Origin of the sequence: Candidatus Ruminimicrobiellum ovillum, from assembly GCF_002392975.1 — a bacterium.
Taxonomy (GTDB): Bacteria; Elusimicrobiota; Endomicrobiia; order Endomicrobiales; family Endomicrobiaceae; genus Ruminimicrobiellum; species Ruminimicrobiellum ovillum.
Map to the genome: position 1 here is coordinate 387400 of NZ_DGIC01000009.1, position 22080 is coordinate 409479.

At 33.2% G+C, this 22080-nt stretch carries 19 protein-coding genes and 2 rRNA genes (1 of these 21 only partly in view); all 21 read right to left on the reverse strand.

Annotated elements, in window-relative coordinates:
- Window positions 1-27 precede the first annotated feature (27 nt).
- Window positions 28-498 (reverse strand): hypothetical protein, encoded by a 471-nt coding sequence (locus B2Y85_RS04565; protein ID WP_372519290.1) that lies wholly within the window; start codon window positions 496-498, stop codon window positions 28-30.
- Between the two features lie 236 nt (window positions 499-734).
- Window positions 735-1214, reverse strand: a complete 480-nt coding sequence (gene rpsG / locus B2Y85_RS04570; RefSeq protein WP_372519291.1) for a 30S ribosomal protein S7 — start codon at window positions 1212-1214, stop codon at window positions 735-737.
- Between the two features lie 36 nt (window positions 1215-1250).
- Window positions 1251-1634 carry a 30S ribosomal protein S12 gene (gene rpsL / locus B2Y85_RS04575; RefSeq protein WP_372519292.1) on the reverse strand — a complete coding sequence of 128 codons (384 nt, stop codon included), beginning with the start codon at window positions 1632-1634 and terminating at the stop codon, window positions 1251-1253.
- Window positions 1635-1681: 47 nt separating this feature from the next.
- Window positions 1682-6421, reverse strand: a complete 4740-nt coding sequence (gene rpoC, locus B2Y85_RS04580; protein ID WP_372519293.1) for a DNA-directed RNA polymerase subunit beta' — start codon at window positions 6419-6421, stop codon at window positions 1682-1684.
- Between the two features lie 25 nt (window positions 6422-6446).
- On the reverse strand, window positions 6447-10220 hold the full coding sequence (gene rpoB, locus B2Y85_RS04585) for a DNA-directed RNA polymerase subunit beta (protein ID WP_372519294.1): 3774 nt from the start codon (window positions 10218-10220) through the stop codon (window positions 6447-6449).
- A 137-nt stretch (window positions 10221-10357) separates the two neighbouring features.
- Window positions 10358-10738 carry a 50S ribosomal protein L7/L12 gene (rplL, locus tag B2Y85_RS04590; RefSeq protein ID WP_372519295.1) on the reverse strand — a complete coding sequence of 127 codons (381 nt, stop codon included), beginning with the start codon at window positions 10736-10738 and terminating at the stop codon, window positions 10358-10360.
- A gap of 81 nt (window positions 10739-10819) precedes the next feature.
- A complete protein-coding gene (gene rplJ, locus B2Y85_RS04595) occupies window positions 10820-11344 on the reverse strand; it encodes a 50S ribosomal protein L10 (protein ID WP_372519296.1) in 525 nt (174 codons plus the stop codon).
- Window positions 11345-11640: 296 nt separating this feature from the next.
- Window positions 11641-11946 carry a DUF805 domain-containing protein gene (locus tag B2Y85_RS04600; RefSeq protein ID WP_372519297.1) on the reverse strand — a complete coding sequence of 102 codons (306 nt, stop codon included), beginning with the start codon at window positions 11944-11946 and terminating at the stop codon, window positions 11641-11643.
- 38 nt (window positions 11947-11984) lie between these two features.
- The gene (locus B2Y85_RS04605; RefSeq protein ID WP_372519298.1) at window positions 11985-12383 is read right to left on the reverse strand and encodes a DUF805 domain-containing protein; all 399 of its coding nucleotides are present in this window, start codon (window positions 12381-12383) and stop codon (window positions 11985-11987) included.
- 70 nt (window positions 12384-12453) lie between these two features.
- Entirely contained in the window at window positions 12454-13176 is a 723-nt protein-coding gene (locus B2Y85_RS04610) for a 5'-methylthioadenosine/adenosylhomocysteine nucleosidase (RefSeq protein ID WP_372519299.1), read from the reverse strand.
- Window positions 13160-13627 carry an S-ribosylhomocysteine lyase gene (locus tag B2Y85_RS04615; protein WP_372519300.1) on the reverse strand — a complete coding sequence of 156 codons (468 nt, stop codon included), beginning with the start codon at window positions 13625-13627 and terminating at the stop codon, window positions 13160-13162. The genes B2Y85_RS04610 and B2Y85_RS04615 overlap by 17 nt, the downstream gene beginning before the upstream one ends.
- Window positions 13628-13712: 85 nt before the next feature.
- On the reverse strand, window positions 13713-14357 hold the full coding sequence (locus tag B2Y85_RS04620; protein ID WP_372519301.1) for an OmpA family protein: 645 nt from the start codon (window positions 14355-14357) through the stop codon (window positions 13713-13715).
- Window positions 14358-14430: 73 nt separating this feature from the next.
- Window positions 14431-15396, reverse strand: a complete 966-nt coding sequence (locus tag B2Y85_RS04625) for an ATP-grasp fold amidoligase family protein (protein WP_372519302.1) — start codon at window positions 15394-15396, stop codon at window positions 14431-14433.
- Between the two features lie 70 nt (window positions 15397-15466).
- Window positions 15467-15595 (reverse strand): hypothetical protein, encoded by a 129-nt coding sequence (locus tag B2Y85_RS04630; RefSeq protein ID WP_372519303.1) that lies wholly within the window; start codon window positions 15593-15595, stop codon window positions 15467-15469.
- A 69-nt stretch (window positions 15596-15664) separates the two neighbouring features.
- Entirely contained in the window at window positions 15665-16498 is an 834-nt protein-coding gene (locus B2Y85_RS04635; RefSeq protein ID WP_372519304.1) for a YihY/virulence factor BrkB family protein, read from the reverse strand.
- Window positions 16499-16513: 15 nt separating this feature from the next.
- A complete protein-coding gene (locus B2Y85_RS04640; protein WP_372519305.1) occupies window positions 16514-18070 on the reverse strand; it encodes an NAD(P)/FAD-dependent oxidoreductase in 1557 nt (518 codons plus the stop codon).
- A gap of 18 nt (window positions 18071-18088) precedes the next feature.
- On the reverse strand, window positions 18089-18508 hold the full coding sequence (locus B2Y85_RS04645; protein ID WP_372519306.1) for a GtrA family protein: 420 nt from the start codon (window positions 18506-18508) through the stop codon (window positions 18089-18091).
- Between the two features lies 1 nt (window position 18509).
- Window positions 18510-19991, reverse strand: a complete 1482-nt coding sequence (locus B2Y85_RS04650) for an ArnT family glycosyltransferase (RefSeq protein ID WP_372519307.1) — start codon at window positions 19989-19991, stop codon at window positions 18510-18512.
- 73 nt (window positions 19992-20064) lie between these two features.
- On the reverse strand, window positions 20065-20577 hold the full coding sequence (locus B2Y85_RS04655) for a hypothetical protein (RefSeq protein ID WP_372519308.1): 513 nt from the start codon (window positions 20575-20577) through the stop codon (window positions 20065-20067).
- 350 nt (window positions 20578-20927) lie between these two features.
- Window positions 20928-21044: ribosomal RNA gene (gene rrf / locus B2Y85_RS04660) — 5S ribosomal RNA — on the reverse strand.
- A gap of 98 nt (window positions 21045-21142) precedes the next feature.
- A 23S ribosomal RNA gene (locus tag B2Y85_RS04665) occupies window positions 21143-22080 on the reverse strand (it continues 1969 nt past the right edge of the window).

Genomic DNA, 22080 nt, shown 5'->3' on the forward strand with positions numbered 1-22080 from the left:
CCAATAAAAAAAGCTTGCATTGTTTTACTACACAATACAAGCCCTATCTATATTAATTTTATTATAATTTATCGATATAGATCTTTTTAACATAGTAAATATTACTTTTAATATTAATAACAGAAAGATAAAATCCAAGAACGGTATTTTTATCGGATATTCAACATCCGAAACAAAATTTTCCGTCGCATATATACTAATATTTGATGTTAACATACTACTTATACTTGACACGGCAGGAAGAGTTATTTCTACAGGTAACAAATATTCATAAAATAAATTTGTATCTTTTTGTTTTTTGTTTTCTTTATTTTGTTGTGATGTTTTATCCGTTTGCATCATCGATGACAAAATATCCGACGGTGTTTGAACGGCAAATAAAATTTGTTCCAATGACGAACCTTTTACAAAATTATCCGCTATACCTTTAGAAAAAGGAACAGCTAAACAATTTGCAAAAACAAATAAAAATATAAACAATGATATACATTGCTTCATAAAAGACACTTTCATACTTTATATTATAGTCTATACATATTGATTTTTCAATAATAACTTGTGAAAAAATTGTAAACAAATTTGCCTTGTAGAAGGATGGAGGTATGGATGTATGGAGGCAAAGAATAAACCAAAAAGTTCAAGGTGAAATAAAAAAAAACACAAGAGCGATGTGTACGAAATTAGTACATAAGCTCTTGTGTTTAAAAATTGTAACCCGAAATTTTCGGTTTAGATTACCATTTGTAATGGGCGAAAGCTTTATTAGCTTCTGCCATTTTATGTGTATCTTCTCTTTTTTTCATAACAGAACCTTCTTTTTTACTTGCATCCATAAATTCCTGTGCAAGTTTTTCACACATAGGTCTGCCTGTTTTATTTCTTGCTGCTTCCATTATCCAATCCATAGCAAGAGTGGTTGATCTTATCATAGGAACTTCCATAGGAACCTGATATGTTGCTCCGCCGACTCTTCTTGGTCTAACTTCCAATAACGGTCTTGCATTTTCAATAGCTCTGTTGAATACTTCCAACGGTTCTTCACCGGTTTTTTCTTTCATTATTTCAAATGCTTTATAAATTATTTTTTCAGCTAAACTCTTTTTTCCTCTGTGGTCTAACTTATTTATAAATCTTGCTAATAATACTGAATTATAAACGGAATCACCTTTCGGCATTCCTCTTTTTTCTCTTGGTTTTAATGCTTTTCTTGGCATATTTGATTATCCTCTTTTTACTTATATACTTTTATATTATTTCTTTGCTGCTTTTGCTCTTTTTGCACCATATTTGCTTCTTGATTGTTTTCTACCATCTACTCCGGTAGCATCTAATGCTCCTCTGATGATATGGTATCTAACACCAGGCAAATCTTTTACTCTTCCGCCTCTTATAAGAACAATTGAATGTTCCTGTAAGTTATGACCTACACCCGGTATATATGAAGTAACTTCATAACCTGATGTCAATTTTACTCTGGCTACCTTTCTCAAAGCTGAATTAGGTTTTTTAGGAGTTGTTGTATAAACTCTTGTACAAACTCCTCTTCTTTGTGGACAACTTTTCAATGCAGGAGATTTCGTTTTTTGTATAACTTGTTTTCTTCCGCCTGAAATTAACTGATTAACTGTTGGCATTCTTCCCTTCCCTCTAATTTAATTTATAATTTCTTTAAAATTATTTTTTATTTATCTTCTTGTGCTTTAAGTCCTGTACCAGCAGGTATTAAATGACCTATAGCAACATTTTCTTTTAATCCTCTAAGAACATCTATTTGTCCGGATACTGCAGCTTCCGTTAATACTCTTGTCGTTTCCTGGAAGCTTGCTGCCGATATAAACGAATCCGATGAAAGTGCGGCTTTTGTTATACCTAACAATACCGGTTGAGCCTTAGGTAATGTTTTTCCTTCTCCTTTTAATTTCTTTCTTTCATTTTCATATTTATATCTTGATATAATTTCACCTTTAAGGAACTTACTTGAACCTTCTTCGGTGATTCTTACATTGGACAACATTTGTCTTACAACAACTTCTATATGTTTATCGTTAATCGATACACCCTGCAATCTGTAAACCTGCTGTATTTCGTTTACAAGATATTCCTGAACAACTTTAGGACCTTTAACTTTAAGAATATCGTGCGGATTTACTGCACCGTCGGAAAGAGCTTCTCCGGCTTCTACTTTATCTCCTTCGTATACAACCAAATGTCTTCCTAACGGAATAACATATTCTTTTTCTATCTTTGTTTCAGGATCAACAACTTTAACTTTCAATGCGCCTTTCTTTGTTGCTTCACCGAACTTAACTATACCGTCAATTTCGGAAACAACTGCAACGTTCTTAGGTTTTCTTCCTTCGAACAATTCAGATACTCTCGGAAGACCTCCGGTAATATCTTTAACCTTTGTTGCTTCCTGAGGCATTTTGGCTAATATATCGCCGACCTTAATTTCGTCACCGCTTTTTACCATAAGAGTTGTATCTACAGGTAACGGATATTCAACTACTGTTTTACCGCCGTTTTCAATAACAAATTTAGGTCTGTGTTTTCTTGTTCTGTCTTCAATAATTACTCTTTCAATCTGACCGGTAATTTTTGATTTTTCTTTCTGTAATGTAACACCGTCTTTTATATCAACATATTTCAATTTACCTTCATATTCCGAAATAATTGATTTTGAATGAGGATCCCATTTTGCAAGTAAAATATGTTTCTTTGTTTTTGTTGCGGGATCTTCTTTTAATGTAACATCCTGACCGTCTTTAACATATATTACGGCACCGTAAGGAATCTTGTGAACTTGTCTTCTTCTAGGAGATGTTTCCGTAAATACAAGTTCCGTATTTCTGCTGACAACCAATGTTTCGCCGTCTCTGTTTTTAATACATTTCAAATTATAAAAATCCACAGTTCCGTCTTTTTCCGCATATATTTCGGATTTTTGTGTAACCGTACTTGCGGCACCACCGATGTGGAATGTTCTCAATGTAAGCTGCGTACCCGGCTCACCGATTGATTGTGCGGCAACAACACCTACCGCTTCACCGACTTCGGCAAGTTTGCCTGTTGCAGGGCTTAAACCGTAACATTTTGCACAAACTCCGTGTTCAGCTTCGCAAGTTAACACACTTCTGATACCGATTTTATCGATACCCGCTTCCATAAGCTTCTTTGCTTGTTCAAGAGTTATAAGTTCTCCTCTTTTTACAATAAGCTCTTCTTGTATATCATCACCGTGTTGAATAATACCAACAACATTGTCGAGTGCAACTCTACCTACAATTCTCTCATCTATCTTTTCGATTGTTTCTTCACCCGATTTCAAATCTCCAATAAACACTCCGTTAGGAGTTCCGCAATCGTGTTCCGTTACAACTACATCGTGAGATACATCAACAAGTTTTCTTGTCATGTATCCTGCTTCTGCGGTTTTCAATGCTGTATCGGAAAGACCTTTTCTACCACCGTGAGTAGAAATAAAGTATTCCAAAATTGAAAGACCTTCTCTGAAGTTTGCGATAATAGGTGTTTCGATAATTTCACCTACACCTCCGGAGAGTTTCTTTTGAGGTTTTGCCATAAGACCTCTCATACCTGCGAGCTGTCTTACCTGTTGTCTTGAACCTCTGGCGCCGGAATCCGCCATCATATAAACTGAATTAAATCTGTTTTTGTTAGGTTCGTAAGGCTCATTTTCTGTCTTTTTCATTTCATCAAACATGATATCCGCAACACCGTCTGTAACCTTTGTCCAAATATCAATGATTTTGTTGTATCTTTCACTTTCGGTTATCAAACCTAATTTTGCTTGTTTTTCAATTGCTTTAACTTGTTTTTTAGCTTCGGAAACCATCTTGTCTTTTTCAGGCGGAACATTCATTGCGTCTATAGAAATCGACACACCTGCCAAAGTTGCATATTTGTAACCTAAGCTCTTAATTTCATCCAACAATACAACCGTCTTATATTGACCGAGTTTCTTAAAGCATTCATCAATAATCGCTACCAAATCTTTCTTACCGAACGATTTGTTTTTATATCCCAATGCATAAGAACCGTCATCGTTTTTAGGTAAATGTTCATTAAATATAACTCTACCTACAGTTGTATAGTTAATTATTCCTTTCTTATCATCATTTTTCCATTTTGATAAATCTTTTTGTTCACTGTCTTTAAGGTTAGGATCTCTTAATGTTGTTATTCCCGCAACCTTTATTCTTGCCTGCAAATCTACTTCTTTTTGTTGGTATGCACTTATAACTTCATCTACGCTTGAGAATATACTTCCTTCACCCAATACACCTTTTTTCTCTTTTGTTATGAAGCAACTTCCCAAAACGATATCCTGTCCCGGAACGGTTATAGGTTTACCTGATGAAGGTGACAATATGTTCTTTGTTGTCATCATCAACATTTTTGCTTCAAGTTGTGCTTCTATAGATATAGGAACATGCACTGCCATCTGGTCTCCGTCGAAATCAGCGTTGAATGCCGTACATGTTAAAGGATGTAATTGTATTGATTTACCTTCAACCAATATAGGTTCAAAAGCTTGAATACCAAGTCTGTGAAGTGTAGGAGCTCTGTTTAACAATACCGGATGATTCTTTGTTACTTTTTCCAATATTCCCCAAACTCTTACATCTCCTCTTTCAAGAATTCTTCTTGCGGATTTTAATGTTGCACCTTCCTGGTTAATAAGTTCTCTTATAATAAAAGGTTTGAACAATTCCAATGCCATTTCTTTAGGAATACCGCATTGATTAAGTTTCAAAGAAGGTCCTACAACGATAACACTTCTTCCCGAATAATCAACTCTTTTTCCCAACAAGTTCTGTCTGAATCTTCCTTGTTTACCTTTTAATGTATCCGACAAAGATTTTAATACTCTGTTGCCGGCACCGGTAACAGGTCTTGCCATGGAATCGTTATCTATTAAAGCATCTACCGCTTCCTGTAACAATCTCTTTTCGTTGTTTATCATCACTGTAGGAGCTTTTAATTGTTCTATATGTCTTAATCTGTTATTTCTGTTAATAATTCTTCTGTATAAATCGTTTAAATCCGAAGCCGCAAATCTTCCGCCTTCCAAAGCTACCAAAGGTCTTAAATCAGGCGGAATAACAGGAAGAACAGTAAGTATCATCCACTCAGGTCTTGTGTTGGAATTTTTGAATCCTTCTACAACTCTGAGTTTTCTGATAAGTCTTGATCTTTCCATATCCGAAGAACAGCCGGCAATTTCTTTTTGAATTTGTTTTTGTTCTTCTTCAAGATTTATTTCTTCCAATAATTTTCTTATTGCCGAAGCTCCGATATCAACTTTTAAATCATCACCGAACCCGGTTTGAAATTTCTTAACATCGGTATCTTCCAACAATATAGGCGTTTCAGGTTTTGAAAATGTTTTGAGTATCGGCATTTCCATTCTGAAAATTTCAACTTTCAATTTACCTTCAAAAGGTTTTAAACCTTCTGCATTTTTTCTAAGTTCCAAAAATACTTTTTCTTTTTCGTTATCGAAAAACTCTATTCTTATTTTTTTATCCGGTTCGGATATTGAAACATCCGAATTTTTCTCGAAAGCTGAAGCAAGAATCTTTTTCAATTCGGATTTTTGTGAACCTTCAACATCATAAAAATATATTGAGTGAGGCTTAAAATAACATTTATAATATTTTGCACCGTTAGCAATATTTTCAGCTATTTTCTTTATAACATCGGCTTTCTTTTCTCCGCTGTAGTCTGCCATTGTTTTGATAAGTCTGTCGAGTTGTTTTTTCAAAACTTTTTCATCACTGTCAAGTTCGATTTCTTCGGCAACTATACCGTCAAAAACATTTTTCAACTCATCTCTAACAACAGCACTTTTCATTCCGTATTGGAACAAATTATATTCTTCTTCTTTCAATAAAGAACCTTTATGAAGAATGGGCACTATACCTGAAGCATCTTTCAATGTGTTTGTTACAACATACTTTGTATAATAAATAACCTTTTCCAAGTCGGATATTTTCATATTCAACAAAATACCTATTCTTGAAGGAGGTTTCTTTAAGAACCAAGGATGTGCAACGGGAACCGCTAAATCTATGTGACCGAATCTTTCTCTTCTTACTTTAGACTCGGTAACTTCAACTCCGCATCTGTCGCAGATAATACCTTTATGTTTTATGTATTTATATTTTCCGCAATGACATTCCCAATCTTTTGTAGGCCCGAATATACAATCGCAGAACAAACCGTCTCTTTCCGGTTTAAATGTTCTGTAATTTATGGTTTCCGGTTTTTTTACTTCACCGTAAGACCAAGATCTTATATCCTCAGGACTTGCAACTGTCAATTTTACTTCATCAAAATCCGTGAAGTTAAGATTTTGCGGCTTTTTCTTTGAATTTTTTAAATTTTTTATACTCATTTATAGTTGCCCTTCCGTATTTTATTTAGTCTTCTTTACTGTTGTTTTCTGCACCTTTTTTTAACAAATCAACATTTAATCCCAATGCTCTAAGTTCGTTTATAAGAACTTTGAAAGATTCCGGAATACCCGGTTCGGATATTGCCTCACCTTTGATTATAGAGTCATACATTTTAACTCTACCGTCAACATCATCGGATTTAACTGTTAAAAATTCCTGCAATACATAGGCTGCACCATAAGCCTGTATTGCCCAAACTTCCATTTCTCCGAATCTCTGACCTCCGAATTGTGCTTTACCGCCCAACGGCTGTCTTGTGATAAGAGAATAAGGACCGGTTGATCTTGCGTGCATTTTATCTTCAACCAAATGGTTAAGTTTTAACATATACATTACACCGATGGTAATCTTTTCCATGAAAGGTTCACCCGTTCTGCCGTCATACAATGTAATCTGGCAATCATCGGTAGGTAAATAATGAAGTTTATAATCTTCTATAGCATCTTCCAATTCTTTACCTTTAAAACCTCTTTGTTTAAACTCTTCGGTTTTTTGTGATACCAACAAATCTTTAGCTTTTCTTATTTGCTCTTTAACTTGCTCTTCGCTGGCACCGTCAAATACAGGAGTTACCATTTGTGTATTTAATACTTTACCTGCCCAACCCAACATCGATTCCAAAAGCTGTCCCACATTCATACGAGAAGGAATAGCAAGAGGAGAAAGAACACAATCTACAGGTGTTCCGTCGGGTAGTCTTGGCATATCTTCAACGGGAAGTATTCTTGAAACAATACCTTTGTTTCCGTGTCTTCCTGCAAGTTTATCTCCAACTTGAACTTTTAATTTTGCAGCTATATATACTTTAACAATCTTATTTACCGAAACAGGTAACTCGTCACCTTTTTTGAACATTTCTTTTTCTTTTTCATAATTTTGTTTAAGTATAGCTTCTTTAGCTTTATATAAATCTTCTATTTTAGCTTTTTCGGATTTCTTTGCATTAGCCAAAAGTTCTTTTTGTTCTTTATCCAATTTAGACTTTGCAGCCTTATATGTGGATGTTATTTCTTCCTGTCTTTTTTTGGCTTCTTTTTCGGAAAGCTTTTCCCTTCTTACAAAAGTTCTTACAGCCAAAACTTTACCGGAAATACCCGGATCAACTCTTAAAGAAACATCTTGAACATCTTCTGCTTTTTTACCGAACAAAACTCTTAAAAGTCTTTCTTCCGGAGTAGTTTGTTGTTCACCTTTAGGAGCTGTTTTACCAACAAGAATATCTCCTCTTTGAACAGTTGCACCTACTCTTATTACACCGTTTTCATCAAGGTTTAACAAATCTTCGGCACCAACATTAGGAATATCCTTTGTTATTTCTTCGGGTCTTCCTTTTGTTTCTCTTGCTTCGGTTTCCAATTCTCTTATATGAATAGATGTAAATCTGTCATCTTGAACCAATTTCTCGGATAACAAAATAGCATCTTCGAAATTGTATCCGTCCCAAGGCATAAAAGCTATTAAAAGGTTTTGTCCCAAAGACAATTGACCGTTCTTGGTTGCTTGTCCGTCGGCTATTATCTCACCTTTTTTAACCTTATCTCCTACTTTTACTATAGGAATATGGTTAATACATGTATCTTGGTTGGATCTTAAATATTTGTTTAATGTATGAACTTCAACACCGGATTTCTCGTTCCAAATTATAATTTCATCTGCCGAAACAGATACTACTTCACCGTCGATTTTTGAAACTACACATACACCGGAATCTTTTGCCACTTTATCTTCTACACCGGTACAAACCAAAGGTTGCTCCGTAACAAGTAAAGGAACCCCCTGTCTTTGCATGTTACAACCCATCAAAGCTCTGTTTGCATCATCGTGTTCCAAGAAAGGAATAAGACCTGCGGAAACAGATACAACCTGCATAGGTGAAATATCCATATAATCAACTTTTTCGGGAGTTTTAAACAAGAAGTCGTTCAAATGTCTTCCCTGAACGGAATCTATAAGGAAATTACCTTTATCATCGATAGGTGTATTTGCCTGTGCTACAAACAAATCATCTTCTTCATCTGCTGTCATGTATTCTATTTTATCGGTAGTTTTACCGTTTTCCACTTTTTTATACGGAGTTTCTATCAAACCGTATTTATTAACTCTCGCATAAGCAGACAAAGAAGTTATAAGACCGATGTTCGGACCTTCCGGAGTTTCGATAGGACATACACGACCGTAATGTGTATAGTGAACATCTCTAACTTCGAATCCTGCTCTTTTTCTGTTAAGACCTCCCGGACCTAATGCCGAAAGTCTTCTCTTATGTGTAAGTTCCGATAACGGATTGATTTGATCCATAAATTGAGAAAGTTGCGATGTACCGAAGAACTTTCTTATTTGTGCAACAAAAGGAGTTATGTTCATTAAAGATCTCGGTGTAATAGTAGCTTTATCCTGGCTGTTCATATACTCTTTTGTAAGTCTTGCCATTTGAACAAGACCTATTCTTACTTGGTTTTCAAGTAATTCACCTACGGATCTTACTCTTCTGTTACCTAAATGATCTATATCATCCAAACCTAACTTTATTTTCTTTCCGTTTTCAACAAATTCGGTTTCACCGTTATATATCATCAAAAGATACTTTATTGTTGCAACAATATCTTCTCTTGCAACAGTTCTTTTTCCTTCCGCCGGAATTCCCAATCTGATTTCTTTGGGATATCCTTCGGTTTTTCTCTTATAAAAATCGTATATAGGAGCTAATTTTTTAAGAATTTTATATCTTCCGATTGTTGTAAAATCGTATCTTCTAACGGACTTAAACAACAATTCATCCAAGAAACCTTGTGCTCTTTCTTGAACGATGAATTCTTGTGTTTTTAACACTTTATAAATATGATTTACAGCTTCTTTCTGTGTTTTAATGGAATCTTTTTTCAATGTTAAAAGAATTGTGGCATCTTTCAAAACGGTTACTGTTTTTAATCCTTTTGCTTTCATTTTTTCAATAACCGATTCGGTCAATTCTTTTCCGGCATCAAATAAAACTTCGCCGGTTGCCGTATCATAAATATCATCAGCTAAACATTCGTTTGCTAGTGCCGACGGAGCCAAATCCAAAGAAACTTCCTTTGTTTCTTTGAAAAGATTTAATATATCACTGTCACTTTCAAAGCCTATTGCTCTTAAAAGTGTAGTTGCCAAAATTTTTCTTTTTCTATCTATTCTGACATACAAAAGACCATTTTGATCGAATTCAAATTCAACCCATGCTCCTCTGTAAGGTATTATTCTTGCAAAATATAAAGGTTTACCGAATATGGTAACCTTCTTTTCTTCGTCTTCCTCGAATATTACTCCGGGAGAACGATGTATCTGACTTACAACAACTCTTTCCGCACCGTTTATAACAAATGTTGCGGTATCAGTCATTAAAGGAATATCTCCGAAATAAACTTCCTGTTCGGAAATTTCTCTTTCTTTTCCGTCTTCTTTTTTTGAAACTAATCTTAATTTGATTTTTAAAGGTGCAGAATAGGTCTCATCTCTTGCAACCGATTCCGTTACGGAATATTTCGGTTCGCCAAAAGAATAAGAAACATACTGCACTTCCAAACTTTCATCTGAATTTTTAATAGGGAATACATCTCTGAATGCACCCTCAAGACCTTGAGCTTTTCTCTTCTCGGGAGCTACATCCCTTTGCAAAAAATCTGCAAAAGAATTTTTTTGCATACCAAGTAGTAAAGGTGGATCAATTGGTGACTTTATTTTTCCAAAATTAACTTGTTTCATTAGTTATAAACCCACTATATTTTATTTTGACAAAAAGATAAAATTAAGTAATTATTATATACTTAATTATTATCTTTTGTCAAGTATTTAGATTAAAATTACAATATTTTTTTTGGTTTTACTTATAGCAAACTAAATTACTTTAATTCTACAGTTGCACCTGCTGCTGCTAATTTTTTCTTCATTTCTTCTGCATCTGCTTTAGCAACATTTTCTTTAACTGTTTTCGGTGCACCGTCAACTAAATCTTTAGCTTCTTTCAAGCCTAAACCTGTTATTTCTCTAACAACTTTAATAACAGCTATTTTGTTTGCACCTGCTGCTGATAAAACAACGTTAAATTCGGATTTTTCTTCACCAGCTGCTGCTGCCGGAGCTGCTGCACCTGCTGCTGCTACTGCTACCGGTGCTGCTGCAGAAACACCAAATTTTTCTTCCAAAGCCTTTACTAATTCTGCCATCTCTAATACAGACATAGCTGAAATTTCTTCGATTAATTGATCTTTTGTTAATGCCATTTTACTACTCCCCCATTTATTTTTTTTAATTTTTTTATTTTATAGTACTAACTATAATTATTTTTAATTTACAACTATTAATTATGCTGCTTTTTCTTTTTGTTCTTTAATTGCATTTAATACGCAAACAAAGTTTCTTGTAACCGCACTAAGCACACCGACAAAATTTGAAATAGGTGCATTCATGCTGCCGAGCATTTTGCCGATAAGTACTTCTTTTGTAGGAAGTGAAGCTAATGCTTTTATTTCGTTTAAAGCTATTATCTTACCGTCCAATATACCTGCTTTTATAACCAACTTTTCGTTCTTTTTTGCAAATTCCGAAAGAATTTTTGCAGGAGATACAGGATCATCACCTTCAACCACTATAGCTGTAGGCCCGTCAAAATATTCATTTGCCGATTCCATACCTATTTCTTTAAGTGCTATTTTACTTAAAGTGTTTTTTACAACTAAATATTCACAACCGCTCTTTCTTAATTGATTTCTCAATTCAGAAATTTGTGCTACCGAAAGACCATGATATTCGGTCATAATCATGCCTTTCATAGATTTAAACTTTGCTGTTAAATCTTTTAATGCTTCTTGATTTTTTAAGTTTGGCATCTTCTTTTCCTCTTATATTCTAAAAATATATTTTTTTAAAATAAAAAAAACTTCTCACGAGAATGAGAAGCAAATAAAAAAACTATTACACTCAGTCTCGGCAAGGTAAAACAAATATTAAACCTTTTTATCAGGTCCTTGCTGTCTTAAACCTTTTATAAAAAAAATTAAACTGCTTAAAGAACTAGTAAAGATTTTACAACAAAAAATTTTTTTTGTCAAGTACTTTTTAATATTCTAAAAAAAGTTGAACCGCCATACCGAAATGGCGGTCCGACTTTTTATACTTATTATAATTATTTGCTTGGGAAACAAGCAAGTATAACAACAGCTACCCAACCTACTACAGGAATAAGCAACAACAAAGCCAACCAAGGGCTAAAGCCTGCATCTCTTAATCTTCTTACAAGTATTCCCAAAGAAGGTAACAAAATAACTAAAGAAAATATGTAACTTATTGTTGAAGAAATAAGTCCCAATATAAAACTTACAATAAAGCAATTTAAAACCCACAACCAATAAACTTTTCTGTTTTCTTTTCCGCCAAAATCAAAGAAATGTTTTGTGATAATGTCCAAAAAATAAGTCTTTACGTAATTCATTTTACGCTCCTTTTTTTTATTTACAAACTATATTAATACTACTTCTTATCTTCAACCTCAGGTTCTTCAACTTTATTTGCAACCGCATCAACTACAACCGGACCATACTTATTTTCACCATCGGTTCCCGGAATACAAGCAAAGACTACCAAAAAAAATGCTCCTATAACGGGAATAAAACCTAACAATGTCCACCAACCGCTAAAATTTATATCGTGAAATCTTCTTACCGTCAAACCTAAAGAAGGAAAAAACAAAAGAATAGAAAGTATCATACTTAAAAAACCTGCAGATATATAACCCAAAATAACATTTATAATAGTCATATTCAATGCAAACAACCAAAAGACCTTTCTGCCTTCTCTTCCGGTAAACTCAAAATACTGTTTAAAAATAATATCCGTAAAATAAGTTTTACAGTATTTTTTAAAATCCATTTTACAATTCTCCGTTTTTCATTTTGTATATTAAAGTCATATTTTCATATATGATATTATTTTTTTTATTTTACTGCAAATTTTTTAAAAATATTTTTATTGTTTCGGTTGAAACTTCAGACACTTTTTTTTCAAACTCATTTTGATATTCTGCGGTTTTTCCGTCAGCCAAATCGGAAATTGCTCTTGTAACAACAAAAGGAATTTTGTTTCTTGTTGCAACTTGTGCAACGGCACAACCTTCCATTTCCACGGCAACAGCTCCGAAATATTCATTTATTTCTTTTTTTATTTCTTTATCGGAAACAAATTTATCACCTGAAGCAATTATTCCAAGATGAATTTTTTGTTTTGACATATTTTGTTCCAAACAAAATTGAAATTTTTCAACCAATCCTTTATCACAATAATATTTTGTAGGTTTGTCTTTTTCTACTCCGGTACACATATATCCTTTTGCATATCCCAACACCGTTACATCAAAATCATGTTGAACAAGATATGTTCCGATAACAATATCCCCAACATCAAGTCCGTCTGCAATACCGCCCGCAACACCCGTATTTACAATAATGTCAGGTTTGTATGTATCTATTATATATTGCGTGTTAAGTGCGGCATTTACTTTGCCCACACCGCTTTGAGCCAATATAACAATTTTACCGTTAAGTGTTCCGGTAAATATTTTTAAATCGGCATAATTTTCTTCTTTCAAATCGAACAGTTCTTTTTTTATGGCAAAAATTTCGCAGTCCATAGCACCTATAACCGCTATTTTAGATATGGTATTCATAGTCCATTTTCTCCGCTGTCCAATCTTTTAAAACTTTTATCATATCAACGGCAACAATTTTTGCTCCGTTTAAATCGTGATCCAAATAATTACCGCATTCAACTTTTGTTGAGCCCGGTATTGTTCCTTCAAACGTTCTAACAAATTCCAATGTTTGTCTTACAACATCAAGTGCTTGTTGATGAGGAACATTGTTTCTTACAAGAAAATAAAATCCCGTTCTGCACCCCATAGGACCTACATATATAACATTATCTTTAATTTCACTGTTCCTCGCATAAGTGGCAAATAAATGTTCAAATGTATGCATTTGACCGGTAGACAAGAAATCGTTATTATTAGGTTTTTTCATTCTTATATCATAGGTAACGATATCCCCGTCTATTCTGGATATATACATACCTTTTTGCAACTTATTATGATCAACGGTAAAACTTGCGATTTTTTCCATTTTAATCCCGACTACTTTTTAGTTTATTTTACAAAAAAAAGCAGAGAGAACAAAATTCTCTCTGCTTTTTAATTATATTACACAATTATTTTCTGTTTTTTTCTACCAATTCTTTATTTGCCGTAATTTTCAATTCAACTCTTCTGTTTTTAGCTTTTCCTTCGTCTGTATCGTTTGTTGCGATTGGTTGGTTAGGACCGAAACCTACATATGTTAAACCATATGTTTGTAATCCGTTAGCCAATATATAATCATATACTGCTTTTGCTCTTTTTTCAGACAATGTTTGGTTGAAAGCTTGTGTTCCGGTTGAATCCGTATGACCTTGAACTTGAATTATATTTTCAGGATACTTTTTCAAAACAGTGTTCAAATCGGTAAGTGTTTGTTTTGCAGCTGCAGACAATTCTGCACTGCCTGTTGTGAACAAAATATCATTTTTCAATGTTACTTCGATTCCGTTTTCTGTTTTCTTAACATCTGCAATTTTTGCCAACTCTTTTGCTTGTTTATCGTAGTAGTTACCGATTAAACCACCTGCTGCTGCTCCTGCCAATGCTCCATAAATAGCACCTTCAGTAGAATTTCCGCCGGTATTATTTGCAATTATTGCACCTGCTGCTGCTCCGAGAGCTGCACCTGCTCCCGCACCGATTGCGGTTTTTTTACCCGGCGTAGTACATGCACTAACCAATACTGCACAAAACAACAAAGCTAATACTTTTTTCATCTTTTACTTCCTCTCCTTTTTTAATTTGTTTCCATAGATTTTATAATTTTATACCTTTTATATCAAGTTTATTTTAAATCTTCGGAAGATCCAAATATTGTCCGAATTTATAGTCATATTCTTCCGGTTCTATAGGTACCGTTCCGTTCCAGTTGGTAAAAGTTAATTCTCCAATATAAATTTTTTTATCACTTGTCTCATACATATCAACTCTGACATGCGGAAAAGGTTTTGCCAATTTTTCGGCCAACTCTACCATTTTTTTATAATTTGCTATTTTAGGAACATAATCCTCTTTATTGGGAAAAGCTTGTTTAACAGGTAAAAAGTTCAAATCCGTATCATAAAAATTTGCATATTGTTTACCGTCTTTCAACAAAACAATGGAAAAAATTTTAAATTTACCGTTAAAACAAAAAAACCTGTAATTTGTTAAAAAACCGTCGTTTACTATATTAAGATATTGTTCACAAAGAATCTTAGGTTTTATATTTTTATATTGCCATTCGAAACAACCGTAATAATTATTTTTTTTCGGATTTAACCAAGTTGTAAATTTTTTCCTTATCTTTTTTATGTTAAATTTAGATTTATCTTTGCATAGAGAATTTTGTTTACATCCCCAATTAACTTTTAAAATAAACTGACTCGGTAATTTATCAAAATCAATTTCCCGAAAGCTGTTATAAATTCCGAAAGCAGGCACCAAATATTGTTCGCCTACAACTTCTTTAATATAATCTCTTGCTTCAACTTTATCAGCACATTTTGTCAATAAATCGTTACGATAATATAATTTCAGCCATTGCAGTTTTTCGTTGAATGTTTGCGGATCGGACAAATTCAATTTTTTCCCCATTCTAGATTCAAATTGAATTTCTAAAATATATTTTATCTCTTCGGGAGTTAAATTATCTTCAAATCTTCTTTTATACAACTTCCTATATTTGCACGGAACTTTATAGCTTAATATTTTTTTGTTAAAAAAATATAATTTTCTGCTACCGTCCGGTGTTTTTACAAAATTAAATATTTTCATATTCCATACCTAAAACAAATATCCCCCGGCAAAGCCGAGGGATACTCATTTATAAAACAAATTTTTAATATTATTTCGGTGTCGCTCCACCGTTTTTCATAGCTTCAACGCTTGGTCCACCGTTTTTCAATAATTCAGAACCGCCGCACTTTTCTATCATAGGTCCGCCAAACTTAATGTCTCCGCCGCCTAATTTCATTTTACATACCTCCATAAAAAATTTAAATAAACTCCACAAGTGTTATTTTATCACTAAAAAAGGGAATAGTCAATATGATACTCTTTCCGAAACATAATTATTTATTTCACCGCCTATCAAAATTATGATGGAAGTAAAATATAACCAAATCATCAATATTGCAAATGCGGCAATAGAACCGTAAACTTTATTATATGAACCGAAATTGTTTATATATATTGAAAACAACCATGAACCCAACAACCAACAAACGGTAAAAAAAGCAGAACCGGGAATTATCGCTTTTATTTTAACTTTTTTTGCCGGCAACACATAATAATTTATTCCCGCCAAAACAAAAATTAAAATAAACGTTACCGGCCATCTTAACAACAAAATAAGTTGAGAAACTTCCAAAGGAATAATATGAACATATTTTGAAATTAAGTTTAAAATAGTCTGTCCGAAAATTATAAGATTAACACTGAAAAACAAAAATATAACATAAACAAAAACCATACATATCGATAAAATTTTTGTATGAATAAAACCCCTTGTCTCTTTAATTTTGTCGGACTGATTCAAACATTTTATAATAACAGATATTGAATTTGAAGCAAGATAAAGTGTTGTTAAAAAACCGATAATGGCAACTAACGAATAACCTTTTAACAAAGTAACTTCTTTTAAAACAGTTTGAATTACAACAATAACCTCCGCAGGAGCAAATTGAGAAAGCGTATTTAATGCTTCATTCACAAATGCAGTATTTCCAACTATAGAAAATATCGCCATAAAAGAAAGAAGTAACGGAAAAACACTTAATGTTAACATATACGACATTTCGGCTGCAGACCCAAAAATATCTTCTCTTAATATGACAGATACAGCCTTTTTTATCGTATCATAAATCTTTTTTATCATATCTCTAAACCTTATCTATTTACTTTCATGATATTCTTGCTCGGTATTTACAGCCCAAATATTATCTTTTGTTTTAATGCCTTTTATTATATTTGAAACGGCTGTTATCGCAGTAAGCATCGAATGATCCATATTGTTATATTTGTGCATACCGTTTCTTCCCACCAAAAATAAATTTTCGAATTTATTTACAAAATTTTTAATTACATCGAACTCTTTATATGTTCCGAAATATCCCGGATAAGCTTTGGGAACTCTTACTATACAACCGTCCAAAACATCTTCTTCTTTTATTATTTTTATTTTAGCCAACTCTTTTTTTGCAAAATTTATAAAATCTTCATCTTTCATATTCCACATATTGTCATTTTCATCACAAAAATATTCAAGACCCAACCAAACCGTGTTTTCGTAATCGTTCACCAAATACGGACTCCAATTGTTAAACACCTGCAATCTTCCAAGTTTTACTTCTCTTTCTTGAATATATATCCAATCGTCAGGAACTCTGTTTTTATATGTTTTTAGTTTAGTATTATTTTTTATTATCATATCTTTTACTAAAAGACCTACGGTAATAAAACTTCTGTATCCTAATCCGTCCGAAACTCTTTTAACATCGTCACTTTTATTATCAAACCCGTCTATTAAATTTCTGACAGGCATACTCGAGAAAAAGAAATCGGCTTCATATTTGTTACCGGAACTATCAATAACAGACTTCACCACATTATTTTCCGTTTCAAATTTAACTATCTCTTTATTCAATTCTATTTTCCCGCCAAGCTCTTGTACTTTTTTTGCCACCAACTGCCAAAAATGTCCGGGACCATATTTAGGATAAAAAAACTTTTCTATTAAACTTGTCTCTGTATTTTTTTGTTTTAAATCTTGTTTATTTCCGCCAAACACTTTTTTTATTGCTTGTTGCAACAATTTTACTATCGATAACCCTTTTATTCTTTGAGTTCCCCAATCTGCCGGAATATCTTTTGGTTCCACACCCCAAACTTTATGTGTATAATCTTTAAAAAAAGTTAAATATAATTCTTTACCGAATCTGTTTATCATAAAATCTTCAAGATTCTTTTCTTCTCTTTTAAACAACAAACTGTAAGAATAACTGAACCCTATTTTTATTATTCTTACAATTCCCAAATTTTTCATTGTTGAAAAAGATAAAGATACCGGATAATCAAAAAAAGTTTTCAAAAAATATATTCTTGAAAGCCTGTTTCTTACAAGCATTACATCGTCTGTCTTATTCGGATCTTGTTCCTTATCGGATTTGGACAAATCTATTTTTCTGGTTAACAAAATATCATCTTTCGACGGTACAGTTTGTATCGGCATTAAATCCGTCCACCATTTCATAACGGTATCGGACTTTGAAAAAAACCTGTGTCCGCCCATATCCATTCTGTTTTGTTTATAATTAAATGTTTTTGATATCCCGCCGATATCGTCGGTAGCTTCAAATATTACAGGTTTTATATCCGTTTTTGTAAGAAGTTCGTAAGCAGCTGTAAGCCCTGCCGGTCCTGCTCCGATGATTATTGCTGTTTTTGACATATTATCCTCTTTATATTACTAACTGAAAATAAATTTTTTTCTTGCAAAATAGTTCCACAAGTAAGTTACTACTATAACCAAACATTTTGATAACATATAATACAATCCCAAGTATTCCGTAAAAACATATAAAAAAACATTATTTAGAACAAGTCCTATAACCCCTATTATGAGAAAAATCGTAAATTCGGCCGTTTTATTTTTTATACTTGTCTTAGTAAAAATATACAATTTACTGCATATATAAGTTATTGCTATTCCAACCAAAAAGGATATTGTTGCGGAAATCAAATAATATAAGTGTGCATATTCGGTAAGAATATATAAAACGGCAACATCCGCAACCAATGCTATTGCGCTTGCAAAAAAATATTTTATAAATTGTAAGTAAGAATTATCTGTTTTTGTTACAATAATTTCTTTTATTTTATTTAACATTTCAGTTGGTAAACAATATTGTTTTTTCCGTTTCGGCTAATAATTTTATCTTATTTTCATATTTTTTTAAAATATCTCGCATAAAAGAATCTTTATATGAAGCAAAATAATATTTTTGGTCTTCCTGTATTTTTGTTTCAAAATCTTCATCCGACAATGTAATGTTTCCTCTGTCTGCATAAAACAAAAACATTGAACTAAAAACAAAATTATCCTCTTTTCTTATTACTATTTTTTCGTTTTTATCAATTGTATTAACGACCGGAATAAGTTTTATCGGATCCGTCAATTTTTGAGCATCTATACCCTTTGAAACTATCGGGAAACCGATAAAAAGTATCGACGCAAATATTGAAACAGCAACTAAAATCTTTATAATTTTTTGAACCGTTTTTTGCGAAAAAGAATTTAATACTTCGGCGGCTATTACAGCAAAGACGGGATACAATATGTTTAAATAGTTACCGTTTTTCTCACTTGCTGTTTGGAAAATTATTAAAGGAACTAAAGCCCAACACAAAACAAAAATGTCCCTTCTTTTATCGTTTACTATTATATCTTTTGTTTTTCTTAGTTTGGCGTAAATTCCATATATTAAAAACGGTAACCATGGCCAATAATTGTTTACCAACAACTGCAAATAAATATACCACTCATAAAAAAAATTATATTTTTTTGCAGACATTGCATAATTTACTTTATCTTCAGTCCAACCGTTACCCCACCCTTGAACATTGTTAATCGTCGAATAAAAATATTCCTTAACAAAATTATCTCCGAAACGTTTATACATTTCAATATGCCACGGCAAAACAATTAACGGAACCAACAAAAAAGATAAATAAAAATGAATATTTTTTAATGCACTCCTGCTTTTTGATAAAAACAAATATCCTAAAATGACAAAATATATTAATAACCCGGAAGCTTGTTTTGTCATAATCGAAAGACCTATAAAAAAAGACATCAAATAATAATAAAAGGATTTTTTATCGTTACTTGCAATATAAAAACAAAACAGAGCAAGCATAAAAAACAGTGCAAACGGTCCGTCAGTTACAACACTTCTTCCGTGATGCAAATATTGTTGCGTAAAAATAAGTATTATCGATGCAAAAAAAGCCGTAATGTAATCGTAATATTTTGTTACGAACATAAACAAAAAAATTATTGATAAAAAAGATAACAATGCAACAGGCAACTTTACGGAAAAATTACTGAAACCTAAAATTTTACCGCTGAAAGCCATCATCCAATAAAGCAAAGGAGGTTTGCTTGTATAAAATATAGGAACACCATCATGATACGGTGTTAAATAATCTCCGGTTACTGTCATTTCTTTTGCTATTTGTCCATAACCTATACCATCACCGCTTAAAGGTGCTTCACCTAATCTATGAAAAAAGGCAACAAAAGCAACAACTACAACCAAAAAGAATAAAAATTTTTTAGTAAATATAAAATCTAAACTTATTTCTTTCATATTAAGAAATTAAATGATTAAATAAAAATTTATAGAGAAGTATTTTATTCTTTAATACTTTATAATATTATTTTTATTTAATTTTTACGGCAGGAATAGTTTTTAATTCTCCGCTTTTTGTATTGTATTGATAAATTCCGACTTGCTTTGCGGCTTTACCTTCCGGAATATTAATTTTTTGATCATCATAATACAAATCATCATCGTCACCGACAAGCAACATTAATTTTTCATTAGGGAAACTGCCTGCCTTAGCAAGAGCAGTGTTAGGTTTTAAAATTTGAAATATTCGTATTTGTTCTTTTGTTATAACTTCTCCGTCTTTCTTTTTTGAAAATAAAGTTACACCAGACAATTTCTTTTCATCGGTATTTATTGTTTCCTGTTTTTCATCCTGGTAAACAAAATTTTTAAAACTGTTCATAAATGTTTCTACAAAAGATGTCATTTCTTCAATATATTTTTCCGCTTGTTCCATTTCTTTTTTATTTAAAATATCTTCGTCGGTGTTTACTTTATCTTCCGCAAAAACTCCCACACAAAAAATCAAATTTAAAAACATTATTAAACTTACTATTTTTTTCATTTTTATTCTCCGATACAAAATATTGGTAATTATTATATAAATAAAAGTTTAATTTGACAATATAAATTTTTAAAATTTAAGAGATGGAACGACGGGATACCGGATCAGGACCGGTATGACAAAACAGCTGTTGTTAGAGACTTTAAGATTTTAGGTTAGAATGAAGAAACTTAAAACAATTAGTAATTAGAAATTATTAATTAGTAATTATCGTTATAAGTGAAGCGGTACATAAGATTTTAAAACACAAAAGTGTAGTCCAAAATATACGGTCGCTATAAAATGTGTCTGTTTTTTTATGTAATAAAAAAGCAGATACACATTTTATTATGTATCTGCTTATATAAAGAATCTGGCAACGACCTACTCTCCCGGGACCCTGCGGTCCAAGTACCATCGGCCCATATGAGCTTAACTTCCGAGTTCGGAATGGGATCGGGTGTGACCTCACAGGTATAGTCACCAGAAATTTTTCAATTTCAAAAGTACTTATAAAGAACAACTTAACTTAATAGACAAATTCTACAACTTTTTTATAAAAAAGTCAATTACCAGATTAGAGAATGTGACCAAGCCAAACGACCGATTAGTACAAGTTAGCTGAATACATTACTGTACTTACACTTCTTGCCTATCAAACCCGTAGTCTACGGGTGGTCTTCGGGGAAATCTTATCTTGGGGCAAGTTTCACACTTATATGCTTTCAGTGTTTATCTTAACCATACTTGGCTACTCTGCAATGCTCTTGGCAGAACAACAGAAACACCAGAGGTATGTTCATTCCGGTCCTCTCGTACTAAGAACGAGCCCCCTCAAATTTCCTGCGCCCACGGTAGATAGAGACCGTACTGTCTCACGACGTACTGAACCCAGCTCACGTACCTCTTTAATTGGCGAACAGCCAAACCCTTGGGACCTGCTCCAGCCCCAGGATGAGATGAGCCGACATCGAGGTGCCAAACACCATCGTCGATATGGACTCTTGGATGGTATCAGCCTGTTATCCCCGGGGTAGCTTTTATCCGTTGAGCGACGGCAATTCCACACTGAACCGCCGGATCACTAGTACCTGCTTTCGCATCTGCTCGACTTGTAGGTCTTGCAGTTAAGCACCCTTCTGCACTTGCACTCTTTGGACCATTTCTATTGGTCCTGAGGATACCTTTGTACGCCTCCGTTACTATTTAGGAGGCAACCGCCCCAGTTAAACTGCCCACCTAACCATGTCCTCTCGGTTGTTTCAAACCTGAGAGTTAGAACCACAGAACTCAAAGGGTGGTATTTCACATTTCCGCTCCACCTAGCCCAAAAGCCAAGCTTCGAAGCGTCCCACCTATTCTACGCATTAAACTCCATAATTCAAGGCTAAGATACAGTAAAGCTCCACGGGGTCTTTTCGTCTAGCCGCAGGCAACCCGCGTCTTCACGGGTACCACAATTTCGCCGAGTCTTTCGTTGAGACAGTGCCCTCTTTGTTACACCATTCGTGCAGGTCGGAACTT

What these genes read in the sequence shown, in the direction of transcription:
- B2Y85_RS04565 (WP_372519290.1), bottom strand. Translation starts at nt 498, where the DNA reads ATGAAGCAATGTATATCATTGTTTATATTTTTATTTGTTTTTGCAAAT.
- rpsG (WP_372519291.1), bottom strand. Translation starts at nt 1,214, where the DNA reads ATGCCAAGAAAAGCATTAAAACCAAGAGAAAAAAGAGGAATGCCGAAA.
- rpsL (WP_372519292.1), bottom strand. Translation starts at nt 1,634, where the DNA reads ATGCCAACAGTTAATCAGTTAATTTCAGGCGGAAGAAAACAAGTTATA.
- rpoC (WP_372519293.1), bottom strand. Translation starts at nt 6,421, where the DNA reads ATGAGTATAAAAAATTTAAAAAATTCAAAGAAAAAGCCGCAAAATCTT.
- rpoB (WP_372519294.1), bottom strand. Translation starts at nt 10,220, where the DNA reads ATGAAACAAGTTAATTTTGGAAAAATAAAGTCACCAATTGATCCACCT.
- rplL (WP_372519295.1), bottom strand. Translation starts at nt 10,738, where the DNA reads ATGGCATTAACAAAAGATCAATTAATCGAAGAAATTTCAGCTATGTCT.
- rplJ (WP_372519296.1), bottom strand. Translation starts at nt 11,344, where the DNA reads ATGCCAAACTTAAAAAATCAAGAAGCATTAAAAGATTTAACAGCAAAG.
- B2Y85_RS04600 (WP_372519297.1), bottom strand. Translation starts at nt 11,946, where the DNA reads ATGAATTACGTAAAGACTTATTTTTTGGACATTATCACAAAACATTTC.
- B2Y85_RS04605 (WP_372519298.1), bottom strand. Translation starts at nt 12,383, where the DNA reads ATGGATTTTAAAAAATACTGTAAAACTTATTTTACGGATATTATTTTT.
- B2Y85_RS04610 (WP_372519299.1), bottom strand. Translation starts at nt 13,176, where the DNA reads ATGAATACCATATCTAAAATAGCGGTTATAGGTGCTATGGACTGCGAA.
- B2Y85_RS04615 (WP_372519300.1), bottom strand. Translation starts at nt 13,627, where the DNA reads ATGGAAAAAATCGCAAGTTTTACCGTTGATCATAATAAGTTGCAAAAA.
- B2Y85_RS04620 (WP_372519301.1), bottom strand. Translation starts at nt 14,357, where the DNA reads ATGAAAAAAGTATTAGCTTTGTTGTTTTGTGCAGTATTGGTTAGTGCA.
- B2Y85_RS04625 (WP_372519302.1), bottom strand. Translation starts at nt 15,396, where the DNA reads ATGAAAATATTTAATTTTGTAAAAACACCGGACGGTAGCAGAAAATTA.
- B2Y85_RS04630 (WP_372519303.1), bottom strand. Translation starts at nt 15,595, where the DNA reads ATGAAATTAGGCGGCGGAGACATTAAGTTTGGCGGACCTATGATAGAA.
- B2Y85_RS04635 (WP_372519304.1), bottom strand. Translation starts at nt 16,498, where the DNA reads ATGATAAAAAAGATTTATGATACGATAAAAAAGGCTGTATCTGTCATA.
- B2Y85_RS04640 (WP_372519305.1), bottom strand. Translation starts at nt 18,070, where the DNA reads ATGTCAAAAACAGCAATAATCATCGGAGCAGGACCGGCAGGGCTTACA.
- B2Y85_RS04645 (WP_372519306.1), bottom strand. Translation starts at nt 18,508, where the DNA reads ATGTTAAATAAAATAAAAGAAATTATTGTAACAAAAACAGATAATTCT.
- B2Y85_RS04650 (WP_372519307.1), bottom strand. Translation starts at nt 19,991, where the DNA reads ATGAAAGAAATAAGTTTAGATTTTATATTTACTAAAAAATTTTTATTC.
- B2Y85_RS04655 (WP_372519308.1), bottom strand. Translation starts at nt 20,577, where the DNA reads ATGAAAAAAATAGTAAGTTTAATAATGTTTTTAAATTTGATTTTTTGT.